Below are 20,007 nucleotides of genomic sequence, written 5' to 3'. Positions count from 1 at the left end.
TTTAGTCTTAAACAAAGAATAGATGACGCCGGTTTTAACCGGCGTCATTGTGATGAAAATAAAAAAGAGAAACTTGTTTTGAATTATCGTTTAGTAACTACAGATAGTGAATTAGCCCAAGTATGCCAAGAGGCTAGTAATGCACCATGGCTCGCTTTGGATACCGAGTTTGTTCGTACCCGAACATATTACCCACAACTAGGTTTGCTACAGCTATATGATGGAAAGCAAGTTTCGTTAATTGACCCATTATTAATCACGGATTTTAGCCCATTTAAAGCACTTTTAACCAACCCAGAGCAACTAAAATTTTTACATGCGGGGAGTGAAGACCTCGAAGTGTTTATGCATGATTTCGATTGTGTACCTGAGCCGATGATCGACACACAAGTTGTGGCTGCATTTTTAGGTTACCCAATTTCTTGTGGTTTTGCGTCATTGGTTGCTGAACATTTAGGCATTGAGCTCGACAAAAGTGAATCACGGACAGACTGGCTCGCGCGTCCGTTAAGCGAAAAACAATGTGATTATGCAGCCGCAGATGTACTGTATTTGCTGCCATTAGCTGAAATTTTAATGGGAAAAGTGACTGAAGCTGGCTATTTGGAAGATGCAAAAGATGAGTGCCAACGTGTTGTCGCTCGTCGGCAAAAAACACTAAAGCCAGAAAAAGCCTACATGAATATCCATAATGCGTGGCAACTACGTGATGAACAGCTCGCTTGCCTACAGTTATTAGCACAATGGCGTTTAAACCAAGCTAAAGCACGTGATATGGCGGTCAACTTTGTGGTGAAAGAAGAGCACCTGTGGAAAGTAGCCCGCTATTTACCAGGCTCTCTTGGTGAACTTGATGCACTTGGTTTAACGGGGCAAGAAATTCGTTGCCATGGTAAGCGTTTATTAGCGATTGTCGAACAAGCAAAACAACTTGATGAAAGCCAATACCCAACACCGGTGGCGAATATTACTGAACAGAGCCAATACAAAAGTGTGTTTAAAGAAATTAAAGCGGTAGTTAAAGATATTGCTGAAAACGAAAAATTTAATGCAGAATTATTGGCCTCTAGACGGCAAATTAACCAATTACTGTCTATTCATTGGGGGTTAAAGTCTTCGGCTACACCTCCTGAGCTATTGGCTGGCTGGCGAGGGCGATTACTCGCTGAACCCATAGCAAAGCTCTTAGCAAGCGTATAGCATATTATGAGGTACAAGAAGAGTACTTCTTGTATCTCATTTAAATAACTTAGTCTACTTTCTCCACCTGTATTTCATTTATATTTATTGTTTGTCAATATATTTATAAAAATATACGTTTTATTTATTAATCAATATATTTATTTTACTTTTATCCAATAATTGTAATTACTCTTAAAAATACAATTAATTCTAAATTGGAACTCTAATAAATAAAATTAGATATTATAGGGTTTTTAATTAACTGTTTAAAAAATAAAAGATTATTTTTTCTTATTGCCTAATAATAAAAAATTGAATTATATTCCCCTCATTTGTAAATAAAAATAATTTGCATATACTCAATCTCGAACATTAAAGGAAAGCATAAATTTTTATTTAATGTGTCTTTTTAAAAAACTACCTAATTCAAACTTCTATTGAAAAGGACGCGCAAATGAAGAAATTATCATTAATTACAGTTGCAGTATCTTTCTCTATATTTTCTGTTGGTGTTATGGCAGAAACGGTATCAAAACAAAGCTTAGATTATGGATATAATCAAACAAATATTATTGTCGATAAAACTCAATCAACCATGGGGCCACACGGGGGGAGTATCGGTGCACCGGGAATTGGTTCTCGCTTTATGAAGGAAGGAAAAACCATATCATTTTCTGGCTTAAAATATATGGTAACACAAAAGCCAGACAACGTGTATGTTTTGGAAAGTGGCGGTAGCCCACACGGTGGAATGGGCAAGTTCCAATTTAGCCAGGTTGCAGATGCCGAGGTGTATTTTGGTGACTGGTCACAAACTGGTTTAGCCGATGATGCAATGCACACGGTTTATTTCTCCGGTGCGAATGCAACAACAGAAGTCCCAACCAGTGGCCAAGCGACTTATACTATAGCAGGCATTAACCAATTCGCAGGTGAAGCAAAACAGACGGGTTGGTTTAATGCAAATTTTGCGGATAAATCATATACAGGTGCATTAGAAGGAACGAATAGCCACTCCATGGCGGGGAACATTGAAGAGGATGGCAAGTTTAGCGGTACTGCCATTGCCAATGAAACACATTATGGTAACAGCATGGGGCAACTATTTGGTGAGAATGCAGAACAAGTGGCGGGTATTCTTTCTTATGATAACCATCGTGAGTTAGACACGGCATTTGGTGGGCAGAAAGACGAATAATTACTGAAAATATAATTGGATAAAAAAGTAGGCAAAAGGAATTTTGTCTACTTTTTTATTTGTATCATTAAAATGGTAGCCTTAATATGTTTATTTTTAATAAAAAAACAAATTTAATATATATAATTTTGTTATTATTTTTCCCTCTACACTCAATACAGGCAGTTCAAGATGTAAACGAAGAGGTTACTAATGTTCTAAATGGTTATAGTAACAAAAAACATCAATCAGAAATAAATAATGTAAAATATAGTAAAAAAAATATCGACGAGCTTGGCTTTATTCTTTATGATCTAATTCAGAAGAGGCATTTTGATGCAATAAATAAAATCATTGATAACTATGTTAGTCATAAAGACCATGATAAAGAATTGGTTAAATATATTTACTCTGAAAAGGCGATATTAAATTATGAATATAACTTGGCAATTAGGTTATATAATGAAATTTTAATTCACAAGCCTAATATGCTTTTGGTTGAGTTAAAACTTGCACGAGCACTAACTTATGTTAAACATTATGAGGCAGCATTGTCGATATATCAGAATATAAAAACAAAACATAGCGGGGGAATATCAAGTAAGTTAGCTGAATATATTGAAAATAAAATAATATATTTAGAGAATAAAAATCGCTGGCAAGGAATGGTTAAGCTAGGTTCAAGTTATGATTTTAATTTAAATGAAGCATCAAATAGCCGTGAAATGTACTGTTTTCGTAGTAAATGTATGAATAGCAGCAATCAGTCTATCGCAGGTGGAAAATGGCATTATTATATTAAATCAACAAAGCGGTTTCCTCTCGTGGGTAACCATTCAGGGCTATTATCATTCGGTGCGTTTGGGTTAGAACCGATGAAAACAGTCACGGCTAGAAAAATAAATATATTTGTTAGCGGGGGTTATCAATTTGAGAATGCGAATACAAAAATCGGCATATTGCCCATATTTGAAGCCAAATGGCATGATAACCAATATTATAATTTAAGCCTAGGAGGAAAAATAGCAACAGAATATACGTTAAATCATCGAGTAACTATTTTAGGTGATTTTGAATATAAAAATAAAACGTATCCTCATGAGTATGGTTTTAATGATGGTGATAAATGGATCTATTCACTATTTGGGACCTATTTAGTTGATTCTCAGTTAGTCGCTTTTGGGGGAATACATGGAGCCAATCGGGAAAAACAACGCAATAGTGATAGTTATTCACAGTATGGGATTAGAGCTGGTTTTTTAAAGATCACCGAGTTGTGTGATTTTCTTGTTGCGGTAGGTTACAAGCAAACAAATTTCGAACAGTTTGATGTGTATTTAAATGTAAAAAGAAAAGATCATAATAAATATTTAAATACCCAAGTAACATTTGATAAAAATAAAATATTAACCTTTACACCTTCTATTTATTTTAATAGCCAAGTGAATAAAAGCACGGCAGATATTATTTATTCTTTTAAGCAAAGTGAAGTCGGTGTCAATTTCACCAAGAAATTTTAATTTTCACCGGAACAGATAATGAAAATCAAAACAGTGATAGCCATTAATATCGTGACAGGGTTATCTATTAGCAGTATTGCAAGTTTAGTCTACGCCCAACAAAGCGAAAACATCGGTTCTATCGTGGTAAATGATAAAGCGACCACCATCAAAGAGCGTGATAGAAAAGGGGCAGACGACCAATATGATAAAGACGAATCAAATATTTATATTAGTAAAGAAGAAATTGATCGTTATAAAGGCACTAACCCCGCAGACACCATTAACCATGCAGTAGGGGTATATAGTGGTGATGCCCGTAATAGTGGGGCGATAGACCCCAATGTACGAGGGATACAGGGGCAAGGGCGTGTCCCGGTGACTGTGGATGGCACAGAACAGGCTATCACTGTGTGGCGTGGTTATAATGGTGCGAATAACCGTAATTATATCGACCCGAATATGATTAGTAGCATTAAGGTAATGAAAAGTGCAACGCTAGACCGCAATGTGCGTACATCGACAGGCGGTGGAGTTGCCATAACAACGCTAGGCATTGATGACGTTGTGGATAAATACGGTAAGTTTGGTTTTGATATTAAATTAGAAACATCGAGTAACTCTACAAAGCCGCGGATTAACCATTTAAACCACGGTATCGATTACCGTGATGATAAGCGCCTAATGAGTTCATTAGAGATCCAGAAGTTTCGTGGAATTTATTTTCAAGATCACGAAATGCTTGTTGATGCTCGTAGTAAAGGTAACGCCAAATTCTTTAATCTGAAAGATAACGCAGCGCGCATTGCCATTGGGACACGGCAAGAAAAGTTTGATTTGATGCTGGCATACAGCTACCGCAACCAAGGCAACTATTTTGCAGGGCGCCGTGGGGCGGATAAATTTTATGATGATATCATTACCTATGACCCTAATAACCCGAATAAGGCGATAGACCCCTATATACCCTTTGTAGCTAGGATTTACGGGCCAAATACAGAGGTGGCGAATACCTCGAATGAAATGTCGACGTTGTTGACTAAATTAAATTTGATGTTACCGAATGCGCAAGATTTATCTCTGGGTTATATGCGTACAGTGAGTCATTATGGCGAAATCATGCCATCACAAATTCGTTACTATGATCTTGAGGGGAAAATTCCGCAATGGCCTTTGGCTAACTTAGCCTTAAATACGTTTTATGCCAATTACTCGTTCAAACCCGAGTCCATTGGTTGGATTGATTTTCGCTTAGGTTATTGGTTAACAAAGACCGATTTAAATTCAAATACCGCAGGGGGGCAACCAGGGGAACCATTAGAAAGGGATTGGAATTATGAACTCAACCGAGATAATGGTGTGGGTAAAAACCCTGCTATCAATGGCACCTTAGTTGATGGCATTAAATTAAACCAACTTAACGATCGCTATGGTGTCTCATTATCCAATAAATTTCAAATTACACCTGAATTTAAAGTGACTTTAATGGGAAGCTTAATTGATGAAACCATTGGTAGCCGTGAAGATATTTTTAATTCGGATTCTAGCCCCAAGGGGAACATGTTCCGTGCTATCCCAAGGGAAGGTAAGCGTCGGGAATATAATGGTACTATTCGGTTTGATTGGCAGCCAACTGATTGGTTAAGCCTGAATGCAGGGGCGCAATATATTAGTTACTGGTCAAGGGATTTATTAAAAGAGAGACGCATTGCGGCCAAAGATGTAAATTATGCGCCCTATAGCCATATAACCGCTCGAAACTATAGGTTATCCCGTTTATTAAGTGCAGAAGAATACCAAACAATACAGCAGTATGTTGATGATAAAGGGAAGACATTTAAAGATACAGTAGAAAGACCTTATGAAAGGCGAATTTTTATCGAGAAAGCGCTAAAAATGAAAAAGAATGCTTTAGGATATACAGGCTTTAATCAACGCAATAGGAAAAATTTAGAATTTAGAATCACAGAAATGGACCATATAGTGAAATGGAAGGTCGATGAAAATAACCGATTTATACGCAAAAATAACCCATTCTATAATGGGGAAGTTGATTTAAAAGAAGAAGCAATAGACCCTGTAACTGGCTTAAAAGCCAAAAAACATCGATTGGGGCATAGTAATACTTATGGATTAGATGAAGTGTTCTATACAGATGACCAAAAATTTAAAGCGCCGAAAAGAAATGAAGAATCAGCTTGGGCGCCTGCATTAGGAGTAACACTTTATTTAACAGAGAATGACCGAATATTTGGGCGTTATTTAGAGACCGTTAGAATGCCAAGTATCTTTGAAGACACTATTGGTTTTTCAGGGGGACGTGAAGCAAACTATGTGCCACCGGTTTATTTGCCAGAACGTAGCCATACAATAGAACTGGGATATGTGCGTAATTTCCAAGAACTGGTTGCGGCAGAAAATCATGCTGACTTACGTATAAATTACTACAACACCGTAGTCACAAATGCCTTTGATAGGAACGACAGGTTAGTCTTTACGCAGGTTGATAAACATAACACAGCTGGTTTGGAACTATTGGCACGTTATGATAATGGCTGGGTATTTGGTGACTTAGGGGTAGATTACCGCTTAAAAAATGAAGTTTGTGATGAAGTCTCATTGATGGTGATGGACCCCTATAATAAATTTGGGGGCTCAGAGTGTACAACAGCTGGGTTCCCCGGCGGCTATTTACGTACTCAATTGCAACCCAAATACAGTATTCATGCCAACCTAGGTTTACGTTTCTTAGATGAAAGCTTGGAAGTGGGTAGCCGTATGCGTTATCACAGTAAAGCAAAAAATGAGGATGAGGCGGAAATGATAGATAAATATCCATTCTCATATGCACCATTAAATAATAGCCCAATGAGCTGGAATGCGGTTTTTACTGCTGATGCTTATGTTAATTACCAGTTTAATAAAGATCTATCGTTTGAATTATTAGCTACAAATTTATTTGATGAATATTATATTGATCCTCTAACCCGCAGTATGATGCCGGCACCGGGTAGAACTATACGCTTCAATGTAACAAGTCGCTTCTAAAAGGGATTCCCCTTCGTTGATGTAGTTATGTTTTGGTATTAACGAAGGGGCTATTAGGGATATTAAAATGCTTACTCTACGTTTTAATTTTGCTGTTATGGTTTCGCTATTATTTCATTTTGGTATCGTTTTTTATTGCTTAAGTGCTGAAAAAACACGTCACGCACAAATTTATACGCCAATAAAGGCGGCGATTATCTCTATTGCATTGACGCAAAATGCAATTGAAAGGCAAATAAATGATGTCACATTAAATAATAAGCGAACTGGCGGTTTACTTTCTGAGTCGCAACAAAATGAAAATGCGGTAATCAAAGTTGCTAATAAAAAAAGTACGCATAGTGATGAAAATAAAGTTTCGGATGTACAGAAAAAAGTTATCGAGAAAAAAGAACAAAAACAACCAAATAAAAAAGTGATTAAGCAGAAAGAACAACAACAAAATAAAAAAAACGATGATGTAAAGCAAGAACAGCAAGCTGGCCAAAATAGTACTTTATCAAATGCCGCAGGGGAACAGGGTGCGCAAAATACGAGGGCAGTAGGGGATAATATAAGTGCGAATTATCAATCTTATATTGATAAATTACGTAGAGAAATAGAGCGCCATAAACGTTACCCAAGAAAAGCGAGAAATACCCATACCCAAGGAAAGGTTTTGGTGAATTTTACGCTTACGTCATCGGGGGAAATAACAAGAGTGAGTATTGCTAAGTCTTCTATGCATACACAACTCGACCAAGCTGCGTTAACGGCTATAGCAAAGAGTCGCTCTGTTGGTATACCACCAGAAGGTTTAAAAAAACAGATAACATTGGCCATTGAATTTGAGTTATAAATTGCCAAATAGAAGGTGGCTTTCAATCTGAATAGATGTTTGAAATTAGCGCCCGAGGGGGTGTCCTTTATTTATTTTTATATTAATAAGATAAAAGCAAGCCGCGACCTATTAAATTAATCCTAAAATTAGACAGCGGCTTTCTTTGCAAATTACTTTTCTTCTGTTGTTGTTTTTATTTCGTCACCTTCAGGTAGCGTAACGTTTAGTTCAAGAACAGAAATATCATCCCCTTTTTGCTCAAATTGCACTGATAACATCTCAGGGTCAACTTGGACATACTTACAGATAACCTGCAAAATATCTCTTTTCATATCTGCAAGATATGGGGGCTCGCTATCACCACGGCGGCGTTCTGCAACGATGATTTGTAATCGCTCTTTTGCGATATTCGCTGTCGTTTTTTTTCTCGACAGAAAGAAATCCAATAAAGCCATTATTTATCCCCCAAATAGGCGTTTTAAGAAACCTTTTTTCTCTTCTTCAATGAAACGGATAGGGCGATCTTCACCTAAAATACGAGCAACACAATCATCATAGGCTTGGCCTGCATCAGATTCTGTATCCAAAATGACCGGTTCACCTTGGTTAGAAGAGCGCAGTACAGATTGGTCTTCAGGAATAACACCAATCAAAGGAATACATAAGATTTCCAAAACATCTTCCATGCTTAGCATATCGCCACGGGTTACACGGCCAGGGTTATAGCGTGTTAACAATAAGTGTTCCTTAATCGGTTCTTCACCTTTTTCTGCACGACGTGATTTTGACGCTAAAATACCTAAAATACGGTCAGAGTCACGGACAGATGAAACTTCCGGGTTGGTAGTTATAATGGCTTCGTCAGCAAAATAGAGCGCCATTAAAGCGCCACTTTCGATACCTGCGGGGGAGTCACAAACAATAAAATCAAAACCAAGGTCGTCGCTCAATTCGTCAAGAATTTTGCCTACTCCTTCACGCGTTAATGCGTCTTTATCGCGTGTTTGCGAAGCAGGTAAAATGAATAAATTTTCGGTGCGCTTATCTTTGATTAAAGCCTGATTCAGGGTTGCATCACCTTGGATAACGTTTACGAAGTCATAGACTACTCGACGTTCACACCCCATGATGAGGTCAAGGTTACGTAGGCCGATATCAAAATCGATCACCACCGTTTTATTCCCTTTTTGTGCCAGGCCAGTAGCTATGGCCGCGCTTGAAGTGGTTTTACCAACGCCACCTTTACCTGAAGTCACTACAATTATGCGTGCCATGAATAATTCCTTGTAAATAAGGTCTAATTTAAATATTCGATATTAAGTTTGTTATCAACTAAACAAAGTTTAGCTGCTTTGGCGAGAAATTCAGCAGGGATTTGATCGCTCAGCCAATATTCACCTGCAATGGAGACCAGCTCAGCTTGCAAATGAGTACAATAAATCTGACTTTCAATATCGCCGGAGGCCCCTGCTAATGCACGGCCTCGCATCACGCCATAAATATGGATATTACCATCTGCTAATAGTTCTGCACCTGCACTAACATTACTTGTGACGATCAGATCACTATTTGGTGCATAAATACGTTGTCCAGAGCGAACAGGGGTATTGATAATACGAGTTTTACGATATAAAGGCTCAGTTTGAACTGTAGCAGCCTGAGGCTCAGGCTGAATCTCAACAGGTTTTTGACTTTTACCTTCGCTTAATATCGGTAAACCAGCATCGTTTGCTTTTTGTCGCATTTGCGGGTTAGTACACCCACTAACCCCAACAATACGTAATCCCGCAGATATAACAGAACGATGAATGCTCTGTAAATCTACATTTGGGGATAATTCAGCAATGTTAATCACGACAGGAGCATTTTTAAAGAAATCAGGAGCTTGATTTACTTTATCTTGCAGCGCTTTTTTGATGAGTTTAGGCTCTTCACTGTATAAGTGAATAACTGAAAGAGTAAAACTGCTGCCTTTAAGTTCTATTGGCGATTGTGGCATCTATCCAGACTCAGCAAATTAAAATTTCCGAAACAATCCTCGGGTGAAGATATTCTGTAAAACAATAGCATGTTATAGTTACTATATACTTCAAGCAAGCTAATGAACTAAGAAAAAGAGTTAAATATAATGATTTGTGCAATTTATAGAAGCCCTAAACGTGACCAAACTTATCTTTATATTGAGAAGAAAGATGATTTTTCACGTGTTCCTGATGAATTATTAGCCCAATTTGGTACACCTCAATTTGCTATGCTTGTCTCATTAGATAAGCGTGAAAAGCTCGCCAATGCTGACTTGGCAAAGGTTAAATCTGACCTCTTAGAAGTTGGTTATTACTTACAATTCCCACCTCCGGTGGAAAATTTGCTTTCAGAACACAAAGAACTGAATAACTAGAGCAAATTAAGAAAATCCTGAAAAGCAATGACAGTCTGGAGGAGACAAATGAAACCAACGTTATTATATACATTAGTCGCTGGTTTGTTTTTAACAAGTTGCTCTGCAACTCATAACGAATCAATTGTTACTCAACCGATTACAGCAGAACAAAATGCGGCTATAGCGCAAGAAGTCGTTGCTTTAGATAAAGCATTTCCTATTGAACAACGTGAACCATCACAATTTCCTGCTTATGTGGAATTACTGAAAGAACATGCTATTGAACAGGGGATTAAGCCTGCCACCATTGAACGTGCTTTTGCTAATATCCATTTTATTGAGCGTGTAGTGAAAGCAGATAAAGGCCAACCAGAGAAAAGGGCGACGGTTACGTTAGCAAGCTATTTAAAAAACGTATTACCACAATCGCGTATTAATGCAGGCTATGACAAATATTTAGAAAACAGATCCACTCTAGATGCTATAAGTGATAAATATGGCGTTCCACCTCAGTTTATTGTTTCATTATGGGGATTAGAAAGTGGTTTTGGGCGCTCACAGGGTAAAGAAGATGTTATCTCGGCACTCGCGACATTATCTTTTGAAGGACGAAGAGAAGCGCTTTTTAGCAAACAACTTTTAGCTGCGCTTGAGATAATGGATAAAGGTTATATCCCAGAAGATCAACAGCTCAAAGGTTCATGGGCTGGAGCGATGGGCCAGAGTCAATTTATGCCAACCTCTTATTTGTCTTATGCAGCAGATGGTGATGGTGATGGTAAAATGGACATTTGGAATAATAAATCTGATGTTTTTGCATCCATCGCTAATTATTTATCAACAGAAGGTTGGCAAGCTAAATTACCATGGGGTTACCAAGTTAACTTACCTGTAGATTTTAATAAAACGTTGGAAGGTGTAAAAGCAGAACAAGGAAGATCTGTTAGTGAATGGCAAGAACTAGGTGTTACATTACCTGCATTCGCTCAGTTACCTTCAGGCGTAAAAACGTGGGTGGTTATTCCGGATGACCCTGAAGGCAGGACATTTTTAGTGACCGAAAATTTTCGAACCATTATGCATTGGAACCGCTCGTATTATTTTGCATTGAGTGTATGCATGATGGCAGATGGTATCGCTAATAAAATACAATAACGATAATAGGAGTACTATTATGTATCAACATCGTGACTGGCAAGGTGCGTTACTGGATTTCCCTGCAAATAAAGTTGTTTGTGTTGGTAGTAATTATGCAAAGCATATAAAAGAAATGGGGTCTGCTATACCGGAAGAACCTGTTATTTTTATTAAACCAGAAACTGCCTTGTGTGATATTACTCAATCAATTGTTATTCCAAAAGATTTTGGTGCTGTTCATCATGAAATTGAAATGGCAATCTTAATTGGTATGCCATTAAAAAATGCAGATGAAGATCGTGTATCACGTTCTATCGCCGGTTATGCAGTTGCATTAGATTTAACCTTACGTGATTTGCAGGCTAAATTTAAAAAAGCAGGTCAGCCATGGGAAAAAAGCAAATCATTTGATGGTTCATGTCCAATTTCTGGCTTTATTCCTATTAGTAACCCAAATGACTTACAAAATGTTCAGCTTTCTCTGGAAATAAATGGTGAAGTTCGCCAAGAGGGCTCAACGCGTGATATGATCACGCCAATTTTACCTCTGATTAGCTATATGTCCCGCTTTTTCACATTACGTGCAGGGGATGTCATCTTAACGGGTACACCTGAAGGTGTTGGCCCATTAGCTTCTGGTGATATGCTAAAATTATCAATTAATGATCACTCGCTGACTACACGGGTTATTTAAGTATAGGATTAAAAAGTATTATGTCGCAGTTCTGGCAATTTAAAACTTTAGATGAAATGACGGATGAAGAATGGGAATCTCTCTGTGATGGTTGCGGGCAATGCTGCTTACACAAATTAATGGATGAAGATACAGATGAAATCTATTTTACTAATGTCGCTTGCAATCAGCTAAATCTAAAAACTTGCCAGTGTAAGCATTATGAAGACCGCTTCAGTTATGAAACGGATTGTATAAAACTTAATCGCTATAACTTAGAAACATTTGGATGGCTGCCAAGCACTTGTGCTTACCGTTTGTTATTAGAAGGGAAGCCTCTCCCGGCCTGGCACCCATTAAAAACCGGCTCTAAAGCGGCAATGCATAATGAAGGCGTGTCTGTTCGCCATATCGCGGTCAGAGAAATTGATGTGGTGGATTGGGAAGAACACATTATGAATAGGCCGATGGGTAGGGGGTAGTAGTAACCCTCTATGATACAGTAAGTTATTATGGAAATATCACTTTCAACTGTAGGCTTATTTGCCATTCTAAATATTGCTATTTTACCGGCAATAATTTCTTTTTTTGAAAAATTTAGCCAAGTTGCATCGATGATGATTTATTCATTTTAATTGGTGCATTATAGTGTGTTAAATGAAAGTAAATAATAATCACACTACTACAAGGTGTGATTATTTATTCTATTAGTTATAGAAGTTTTCAATAAATATTCAATATTGCCTTCTAGTTATTAGCCTTATCAGTCTTAAAATTTTAACTGCATGAAAATCTATCTTTAAAACCAACCTCTCACAATTTTTTATGTTATATCTTAAAACCATAATATTTTTATTTGAGGAAAAATGATGATTTGTGACCTCTCATTTTGCTTTTCTCAAGATACTTAGCTAATCTATTTCTTGTAAGAGTAACATGGAGGATGGAAATGAAAACATTTGGTGTGGTACTCACAATTATAGGTCTCATTACCGCGATTATTTCTTACAATATGGATGTAAGTATTCCTATCGTTTATGGTGAGAGTGTGAAGGATTCAGGGCTGGCATTTGATAGGCAGAATTATATTATTGGCAGTTTGCTAATTGCCTTTTTTGGCATTTTGATTGTCCTTTTTGACAACAAAAGGCGTAAGTAAAATGGCTTTTATTTATTAATAAAATCAGTTTATATTCGTCTCATTCCATAATAATAAATGAACGTTCCAAATTAACTAAAGAATATTTCTTATGAAGAAAACACTTATGTTAGTGAGTTTTGCTGCTATTTCCGGATGTGTTTCCAATACAACCGCAATTGAGTCAAAAGCGGTAGGCATGGCCAACCCTGCTTCGGTGTATTGTGAACAAATTGGTGGGAAATTAGAAATTAAGAGAACAGAGCAAGGGCAACTCGGGTACTGTATCTTGCCCTCAGGTGAGAAAATAGAAGAGTGGGCTCTATACCGTCAGAACAAACATTAACCAATTATTCACTTCTTGATTACTGCTACAGCGAAAACTTAGTGAAGATTTTGCTGTAGTTCCAATCTAACAGTTCCAATCCAATAATATTTCTATTTTGCATTAATTATTTCTTGAAATTAGCCGATATTACTACTAGTTGTCAGCGTATTTTTGTCATTTGATCAACTAAATAGCGATGTAATAACAGGACTAATACTTATTAAGCTCATCATAAGGGGGGAGGCAATATTTTGATAGCTTCATATAGATTTAGTAAGGATGACCTCATCTGTTTATGGCAAATTATTGATATAAAATATTTTTATCCACTAATGTCTCATAACCGGTAATTTGTTGTACTAAAATAGAAACAGCTACCTTATGTTATGTAATTGCTAAATAAATTAGTCTTATTAGAGTGATTGATTTACCAAAAAGACGTTAAACTGTCTGCTAGTGGATAAGTAATAGAGTAAAACATCATCTTTTAGCGATGGCTTTTTGGATTTGATCACACTTTAACACACGCAATGAGTTATTTAGGAATATTCTTAATGTTAAAAATTGATGCATAGATCACATTTCCATGGGGTGTTCGTTTTAAGAAAACATCATTATTTTCATTAGGTTATAAAGCAAGAAAATTGATATAACACAGTTTATAGTTTGTACAATTAATCGGGGTTTCTTATCCTATATCAAAAATAATGATAATTTTTTTTAACATAGCTTCGGCTAAATAATTTGGTATTCTGGTTTTTACTACAAGATCAAGTTGAATGAATAAAGGATTATATTGCGATTTTATCGCTATTTCCTTTATCATTTTTATTTCCCTCATTCCATTTATTTTTTAATTTTGATTAAAATCGACATTTACCTCGTAAAAATTCACATTCTTAAACTTTAATAACGACAAAAGCAGACTGTTAATATAAAAGAACGCCTATACACTCATAGTGTGTTAATTTGATATTCAAGCATAATAATTCGAAATTTAATATTTGTAATTGACGGGTATTACATATCTTCACAGATCAATAAATATTAATTATATTAATGTTTGAGCCTTTATGTGATATTCATTATTAGATTAATATTGTGGATATTTTGCGACAGAAAGTATCAAAATGTGAATTAAAATATGTATTCAATCCAATTATAATGATTTTTGTATTTTATAATAATCTACATTTTTTAGTTTGGTTAAATTAAAATAAGTTAATACAAAATTAATAGATATTAAAATCTAAATATTAAGCTTTGTACGAGTAAATTAGTGGAATCAGCACATCAAAATGTTCAATCGATAGGTTTGTTTTAATAGCCTTTACCTATCAAAAAATTAATAAGTGATGAAAAAAACGATTTAATAAAATTTAAGTTATTATGTATCCTCTCTTCGAAATCATATAGAGCATATGATTATAAATTCTAAATAGGACTAATTAAGAAAGATATTTATTTGCATTAGTAAAAATGGTTTAAAAATGAAACATAAATGACTAACTGTATTCAATATGCGGTGGAGTTTTTATTTTTCTTTATTTACCAATAAATTAAATAAAAACTTAATAAGTTCTTTAAATGTAAGAATAAAAATCTCATATTAGGAAATGAAAATGAAGAAAGTACTACTGACCGCTGTTGCTACAACAATCATCGGCTTATCAACAGCTAATGCAGCAAATAAAGTTGGCGGTGGCCAAGTTAACTTTAACGGTAAAGTAACTGATGTTTCTTGTACTGTTTCTGTTGACGGTCAAGGTAGCGATGCAAGCGTATACTTAGCACCAATTTCATTGGAAGAAATTCAAGCAGGTGGTAAAGGTACATTATTAAAACCAAAAACATTTGCAATTGATGTGACTAACTGTTCAGCAACATCAGTTGGCGGCAACGCTAAAACGATCGGTGTGGTGTGGACTGGTGGTAACTTATTAAGTGGTAGCGAAAAATTAGGTTATTTAGCGAATACTGATTCTACTGGTGCGAAGAATATCCAATTTGTCTTATCGGCTGATGACGCTAAAAAATTCATCGTACCAGGCGGCGACAATCAACAACCATCCGAACTTATTACCCAAATTGACCAAGGTTCACGTTTCCAATATTACGTAGGTTATATCACCGATAAACCAACAGAAGTTACTGCAGGTGAAGTTAAAAGCTACGCAACTTACGAAATCACTTATCAATAAGAATAGGTTGGTTGTTTTAAGTTAGTGTTATTAGACGTTGTAGTAAAACACTAATGGATATTATTGCAATAAGCGGTAGAACACTGCCGCTTTTATGTTTTGAGGTTTAAATGAAAGCTATCGTATTAGCATGTTGCTTTATCTTCAGTATTAATTCGTTTGCTAACAATATAATTGTTAATGGTACGAGGTTTATTTACCCTGGAGATGAGAAAGAGATCACCGTACAACTTTCAAATACAGCAGAACGTCCTGCGGTTGCTCAAGCTTGGCTTGATACAGGTAATGCATCAGAAACACCTGATACGATAAAAACCCCATTTCAAATTACTCCTCCTGTTTCTCGAGTAGAAGCAAAGGGTGGTCAAAATTTACGCATAAAGTTAATGGATAAAGGGCAAATTCCCCAAGATAGGGAAAGTTTATGGTGGCTTAATATTCTAGATATTCCGCCTACTGTAAAAGGCAAAGATGGGGAAATGCAGAATGTTTTACAGTTAGCAATTCGTTCTCGTTTTAAGTTTTTTTACCGGCCTGTTGGGCTAGGTAGCCGAGAATTAGCTCCTGAACAGTTAGTTATCAAAACAAATGGTAAGAATATTGTTATTGAAAATCCAACACCTTTTTATATTACGGTCACAAAAATATCCACCGATGGAAAGGTTGGCCTTACAGATAAAACTGTTTTAATAGAACCCAAAAATCAAACATTAGTTGAATTAAAGCAGGCAATTAAGTCTGGCAGTAAGGTTGTTGTTAACAATATTAATGACTATGGTTCAGATGTTGCGGTGACTCTAACTGCAAAATAGGAATATATAATGAAACAGCGAGAGTTAAACAATAAATATAGCAATACACTCTCTGTAGTCTGCTTTATTACGTCATGGATTGTTCCCGTATTCCATGCCTCAGCTGAAGAAGAAACCTATGAATTCAATAGTGGCTTTATTATGGGAAGTAAAGACAACGTTGATTTAGACCGTTTTAATGCGACAGGGATTAGCCCAGGAAAGTATTCAGTTGATGTATATACGAATAATGATTGGAAAGGGCGTTACGAACTTAATTTTGAAGAACAAAAAAATAAACAATTAGGGGTTTGTTATACCCGAGAGTTACTTTCAAACTTAGGTATTGATACTGAAAAATTTAATCCATCAATTGATAAAAACAGTGCTACTTGTCTGCCGTTGGATGAGTGGAACAGCGACAAAGAAGTTAAAGATATATTTCATACGTCGACACTACGTTTAGATATTTCTGTACCGCAAATTTACGAACAAAAAATTTCTCGGGGTTATGTTTCTTCGCAATTTTGGGAAACAGGAATTCCTGCATTAAATATTGGCTATATGGCTAATTACTATGATAGCCATATCAGTGGAAACCAAGGTTCAAATAGCTCTAGCGCCTATTTAGGCGTTAATGCTGGCTTAAGTTATGATGGTTGGCTATTGAAACATATAGGGAATTTGGGTTGGCAACGTTCTACAGGTTCTGAATGGAATAGCAATCAAACTTATCTGCAAAGGCCCATTGCCGCACTAAAATCAAAAGCGACTATTGGGCAGTTTTATACGGATGGTAATTTATTCGATAGTATTGGCTTAAGAGGGGCTAAGCTAACAACGGATGACAATATGTATCCAGATGGGATGACAACTTATGCGCCTGAAATTCGGGGGATCGCTCAAAGTAATGCCTTAGTGACGATTCGGCAAAATGGCAATATTATTTATCAAACAACCGTGTCTCCTGGGCCATTTAGTTTGAATGATGTTTACCCATCGGGTTATGGTAATGATTTGAATGTTACAGTAAAAGAGGCTGATGGTAGCGAGACTAATTTTAGTGTGCCGTATTCTTCGTTAGCACAATTATTACGTCCAGGGTTTACGCGTTACCAAATAGCAGGCGGTAAATCTGATTCTGAAAATTTAAGAAATCGTCCTTTTGTTATGCAAGCGACTCTTCAGCATGGGATTAATAATACATTTACCCTTTATGGTGGGGTCACTGCTTTTAATGATTACCAAGCTTATTTGTTAGGAAGTGGTATTAATACTGGGATTGGTGCGGTTGCAATTGATGTAACGCAATCTCGCATTGTATTTAATCATCGTACAGATTATGGGCAAAGTTATCGTTTTACATTTAATAAGTTATTCACTGAAACAGACACTAATCTTGTGTTAGCAGCATATCGATATTCAACGAAAGATTATTACAATATTAATAATGCACTTTATGCTATTGATAACGATAAACGTGGCGTTGTCGATACATTAGGGCGTGAAAAAAATGGTTTCAGTTACACTATTAACCAAAATTTACCTGAAGGTTACGGTGGAATTTATTTCATGGGGCGTATTTCAAGTTATTGGGATAAGTCAGGAACAGAAAAACAATATCAACTAAGTTACAACAATAGCATCAATCGCCTTTCATATGGTTTGTCATTTATGAGGGTATATACACAAAATAGCCATGATAAAAAAGATGACAGGCTCGGTGTGAACTTGAGCATTCCTCTTTATTGGGGAGAGAATCAGGTGTCCACCTTAACGTCTAATACTACATTTAATAATGAAAAGTTCGGAAGTAGCCAAATAGGTACCAGTGGTACGTTTGACCGTGATAATAATTGGACATACGGAATCAATACCTCAGTTGCAAATGGTGGTGCGAAAAATATCGGTCTTAATACTAGCTACCGTACATCGTCGGTCAATACAAATGCGAATTACAGCCAAGGTGAAGGTTATCGCCAATATGGTGTAGGCGCAAATGGGTCATTAGTTTTGCACTCCGGTGGAATAACGCTAACGCCGAATAATGCAACCACAATTGCATTGATTGAGGCGAAAGACGCGGAAGGTGCATCAGTGGTAGGGGCGATGGGGACGACAATTGATAGTCATGGTTATGCTATTGCGCCTTATGTAAGAGCTTATCGCACTAATAAAATCGAAATTGACCCGAAAGGCAGTTCTGAAGATATTATTTTTGAAAATATGTCATCACAGATAGTTCCTTATGAAGGTAGTGTCGTTAAGGTTAAATTTGGTACTAAGATTGAAAAAAATGTGGTTTATAACGTTAAAAGATCTAATAACAAACCACTACCATTTGGCGCTAATGTGACAGACCAAAAAGGTGAGGCAATCGGTATTGTTGGGCAAGGTGGTATGGTGTTCATTAGCAGTGAAATTGCAACTAATGCCATTATTACGTGGGATAAAGGTCAATGTACATTCTCATTAGCTGCAGGAAATAGTAAGGAAGTTCTATGTCAATAAAAAATCAATGGTTTTGGTATATTGGGGTAGGGTTACTATTTACCGCAAATGGCGTATCTGCAAATAATGGGCGCCCTGGATACATCTATATGAATAGTTGCGAAAGAACAAGTCAGCCGGCATATAGAGTAGATATGAGACTTGGAAAAATTGTTGTAGATCCTAACCTTCCGGTTGGGAGTGTAATTAAAACACAAGATTATTCAATGAATACTAACCAAACCTACCTCTGGTGTCGTGGAAAGGTGAATATTGAGGCTGAAGTGGTCATGCCTGATTTACGCGATATTGGTGGGAAAGTTTACCAAACGAATGTTGAAGGTATTGGTTTAAAATTCCACCGTTCATCGGGTCGGCAGCATTCTATGACTTACCCAAGTACTTTTCCTACAAATGTGGGATATTATAGTACCCCAATGTCATTAAATGATTCTACTTTTACGCTAAGTATAATAAAAACGGCTAAATATACAGGAACCGGAACACTAGCAAGTGGTATTTATACCACTTATGGATATAAACCTAATAACAGTCCAATCTTAGTTAGTTATTTAGATGCAAATGCTATTACTATCGTTTCTCCATCCTGCCAAGTGACAAGTGGTGAAAATCAAAATGTAATGTTAGACCCTATAAAACGAGTTCAATTAACAGCGAGAGACCAACCTGCAGGTGAAAAAGATTTTACCATAAAGTTGAAATGTAGTGGCGGTACTAGTTTTACGGGTAAGACTAATATTGATGTTACTTTTAGCGGGATAAAAGCGACAGGGACTCAAGTAAACGGTGTTTTAGCAAACCAAAGTACCTATAGCCCAGCAAAAGGAATTGGTGTTCAAGTTATAGAACGAAAAGATAAAAGCCCAATCAATTTTGGCCGCCCATATCGTGTAGCATCATTAAATAATAATGATACAAAAGATATCGATATAGAACTTACCGCTCGTTATTTTCAATATGAAGATAGAACTTCACCAGGTGAAGTTTATGCTCAAATGCGCTTTGATATTACATATGATTAGTTATTAAAAGTATTTTATTTAATAATAAAGGCTGATTTTATATTTAGAGTCAGCCTTTATTTTATATTCAAAATAATAACTCGTAGTTATTATAGAAGAC

Annotated in this window: 18 protein-coding genes; 15 read left to right on the top strand and 3 right to left on the bottom strand. The window is 36.4% G+C overall.

Translation table 11 applies throughout. From position 1 onward, the window contains the following. The first annotated feature begins 78 nt into the window (after window positions 1–78). The 5 genes from rnd to PSE72_RS02320 all read left to right on the top strand — a co-directional run bounded on the left by rnd (window position 79) and on the right by PSE72_RS02320 (window position 7,744). A complete protein-coding gene (gene rnd / locus PSE72_RS02340; RefSeq protein ID WP_004910722.1) occupies window positions 79–1,200 on the top strand; it encodes a ribonuclease D in 1,122 nt (373 codons plus the stop codon). A gap of 436 nt (window positions 1,201–1,636) precedes the next feature. After that, window positions 1,637–2,380 (top strand): Slam-dependent surface lipoprotein, encoded by a 744-nt coding sequence (locus PSE72_RS02335; RefSeq protein WP_115167293.1) that lies wholly within the window; start codon window positions 1,637–1,639, stop codon window positions 2,378–2,380. An 86-nt stretch (window positions 2,381–2,466) separates the two neighbouring features. Further along, on the top strand, window positions 2,467–3,879 hold the full coding sequence (locus PSE72_RS02330) for a surface lipoprotein assembly modifier (protein WP_115167292.1): 1,413 nt from the start codon (window positions 2,467–2,469) through the stop codon (window positions 3,877–3,879). Window positions 3,880–3,897: 18 nt separating this feature from the next. Next, window positions 3,898–6,906, top strand: coding sequence for a TonB-dependent receptor domain-containing protein (locus PSE72_RS02325; RefSeq protein WP_272690878.1), 3,009 nt, complete (start codon window positions 3,898–3,900; stop codon window positions 6,904–6,906). Between the two features lie 67 nt (window positions 6,907–6,973). Next, a complete protein-coding gene (locus tag PSE72_RS02320; protein ID WP_115167291.1) occupies window positions 6,974–7,744 on the top strand; it encodes an energy transducer TonB in 771 nt (256 codons plus the stop codon). Between the two features lie 152 nt (window positions 7,745–7,896). On the opposite strand, the gene minE is transcribed toward PSE72_RS02320, so the two are convergent. From minE to minC, 3 genes are read right to left on the bottom strand one after another with little or no spacing between them, the layout of a single operon-like run. After that, window positions 7,897–8,181, bottom strand: a complete 285-nt coding sequence (gene minE, locus PSE72_RS02315; RefSeq protein WP_004910733.1) for a cell division topological specificity factor MinE — start codon at window positions 8,179–8,181, stop codon at window positions 7,897–7,899. 3 nt (window positions 8,182–8,184) lie between these two features. After that, window positions 8,185–9,000, bottom strand: coding sequence for a septum site-determining protein MinD (gene minD / locus PSE72_RS02310; protein WP_004910734.1), 816 nt, complete (start codon window positions 8,998–9,000; stop codon window positions 8,185–8,187). 23 nt (window positions 9,001–9,023) lie between these two features. Next, entirely contained in the window at window positions 9,024–9,725 is a 702-nt protein-coding gene (gene minC, locus PSE72_RS02305; RefSeq protein ID WP_004910735.1) for a septum site-determining protein MinC, read from the bottom strand. A 129-nt stretch (window positions 9,726–9,854) separates the two neighbouring features. Between minC and PSE72_RS02300 the strand changes: the two genes are divergently transcribed. The 10 genes from PSE72_RS02300 (at window position 9,855) to PSE72_RS02255 (ending at window position 19,907) form a co-directional block, all read left to right on the top strand. Continuing rightward, window positions 9,855–10,124 carry a YcgL domain-containing protein gene (locus PSE72_RS02300; protein ID WP_004910736.1) on the top strand — a complete coding sequence of 90 codons (270 nt, stop codon included), beginning with the start codon at window positions 9,855–9,857 and terminating at the stop codon, window positions 10,122–10,124. 48 nt (window positions 10,125–10,172) lie between these two features. Further along, window positions 10,173–11,261, top strand: coding sequence for a lytic murein transglycosylase (locus PSE72_RS02295; protein WP_004910737.1), 1,089 nt, complete (start codon window positions 10,173–10,175; stop codon window positions 11,259–11,261). A 19-nt stretch (window positions 11,262–11,280) separates the two neighbouring features. Continuing rightward, window positions 11,281–11,937 carry a fumarylacetoacetate hydrolase family protein gene (locus PSE72_RS02290; protein ID WP_004910738.1) on the top strand — a complete coding sequence of 219 codons (657 nt, stop codon included), beginning with the start codon at window positions 11,281–11,283 and terminating at the stop codon, window positions 11,935–11,937. A 20-nt stretch (window positions 11,938–11,957) separates the two neighbouring features. After that, entirely contained in the window at window positions 11,958–12,398 is a 441-nt protein-coding gene (locus PSE72_RS02285; RefSeq protein WP_004910740.1) for a YcgN family cysteine cluster protein, read from the top strand. A gap of 467 nt (window positions 12,399–12,865) precedes the next feature. After that, window positions 12,866–13,075: a hypothetical protein gene (locus PSE72_RS02280; protein WP_004910742.1), complete on the top strand. Its 210-nt coding sequence runs from the start codon at window positions 12,866–12,868 to the stop codon at window positions 13,073–13,075. Window positions 13,076–13,166: 91 nt separating this feature from the next. Then, window positions 13,167–13,400 (top strand): putative hemolysin, encoded by a 234-nt coding sequence (locus PSE72_RS02275; protein ID WP_004910743.1) that lies wholly within the window; start codon window positions 13,167–13,169, stop codon window positions 13,398–13,400. A 1,604-nt stretch (window positions 13,401–15,004) separates the two neighbouring features. Continuing rightward, entirely contained in the window at window positions 15,005–15,583 is a 579-nt protein-coding gene (locus PSE72_RS02270) for a fimbrial protein (RefSeq protein ID WP_004910744.1), read from the top strand. 110 nt (window positions 15,584–15,693) lie between these two features. Next, a complete protein-coding gene (locus PSE72_RS02265; protein ID WP_102140365.1) occupies window positions 15,694–16,395 on the top strand; it encodes a fimbrial biogenesis chaperone in 702 nt (233 codons plus the stop codon). 9 nt (window positions 16,396–16,404) lie between these two features. Beyond that, on the top strand, window positions 16,405–18,885 hold the full coding sequence (locus PSE72_RS02260; RefSeq protein ID WP_115167290.1) for a fimbria/pilus outer membrane usher protein: 2,481 nt from the start codon (window positions 16,405–16,407) through the stop codon (window positions 18,883–18,885). Continuing rightward, window positions 18,876–19,907 carry a fimbrial protein gene (locus PSE72_RS02255; protein WP_164528882.1) on the top strand — a complete coding sequence of 344 codons (1,032 nt, stop codon included), beginning with the start codon at window positions 18,876–18,878 and terminating at the stop codon, window positions 19,905–19,907. The genes PSE72_RS02260 and PSE72_RS02255 overlap by 10 nt, the downstream gene beginning before the upstream one ends. Window positions 19,908–20,007: the final 100 nt, after the last annotated feature.

The organism is Providencia sp. PROV116 (genome assembly GCF_028482485.1).
In the GTDB taxonomy this organism is placed as follows: Bacteria; Pseudomonadota; Gammaproteobacteria; order Enterobacterales; family Enterobacteriaceae; genus Providencia; species Providencia rettgeri.
Note: the sequence above shows the minus strand (reverse complement) of the source record. Positions and strands in the feature narration are given on the sequence as shown.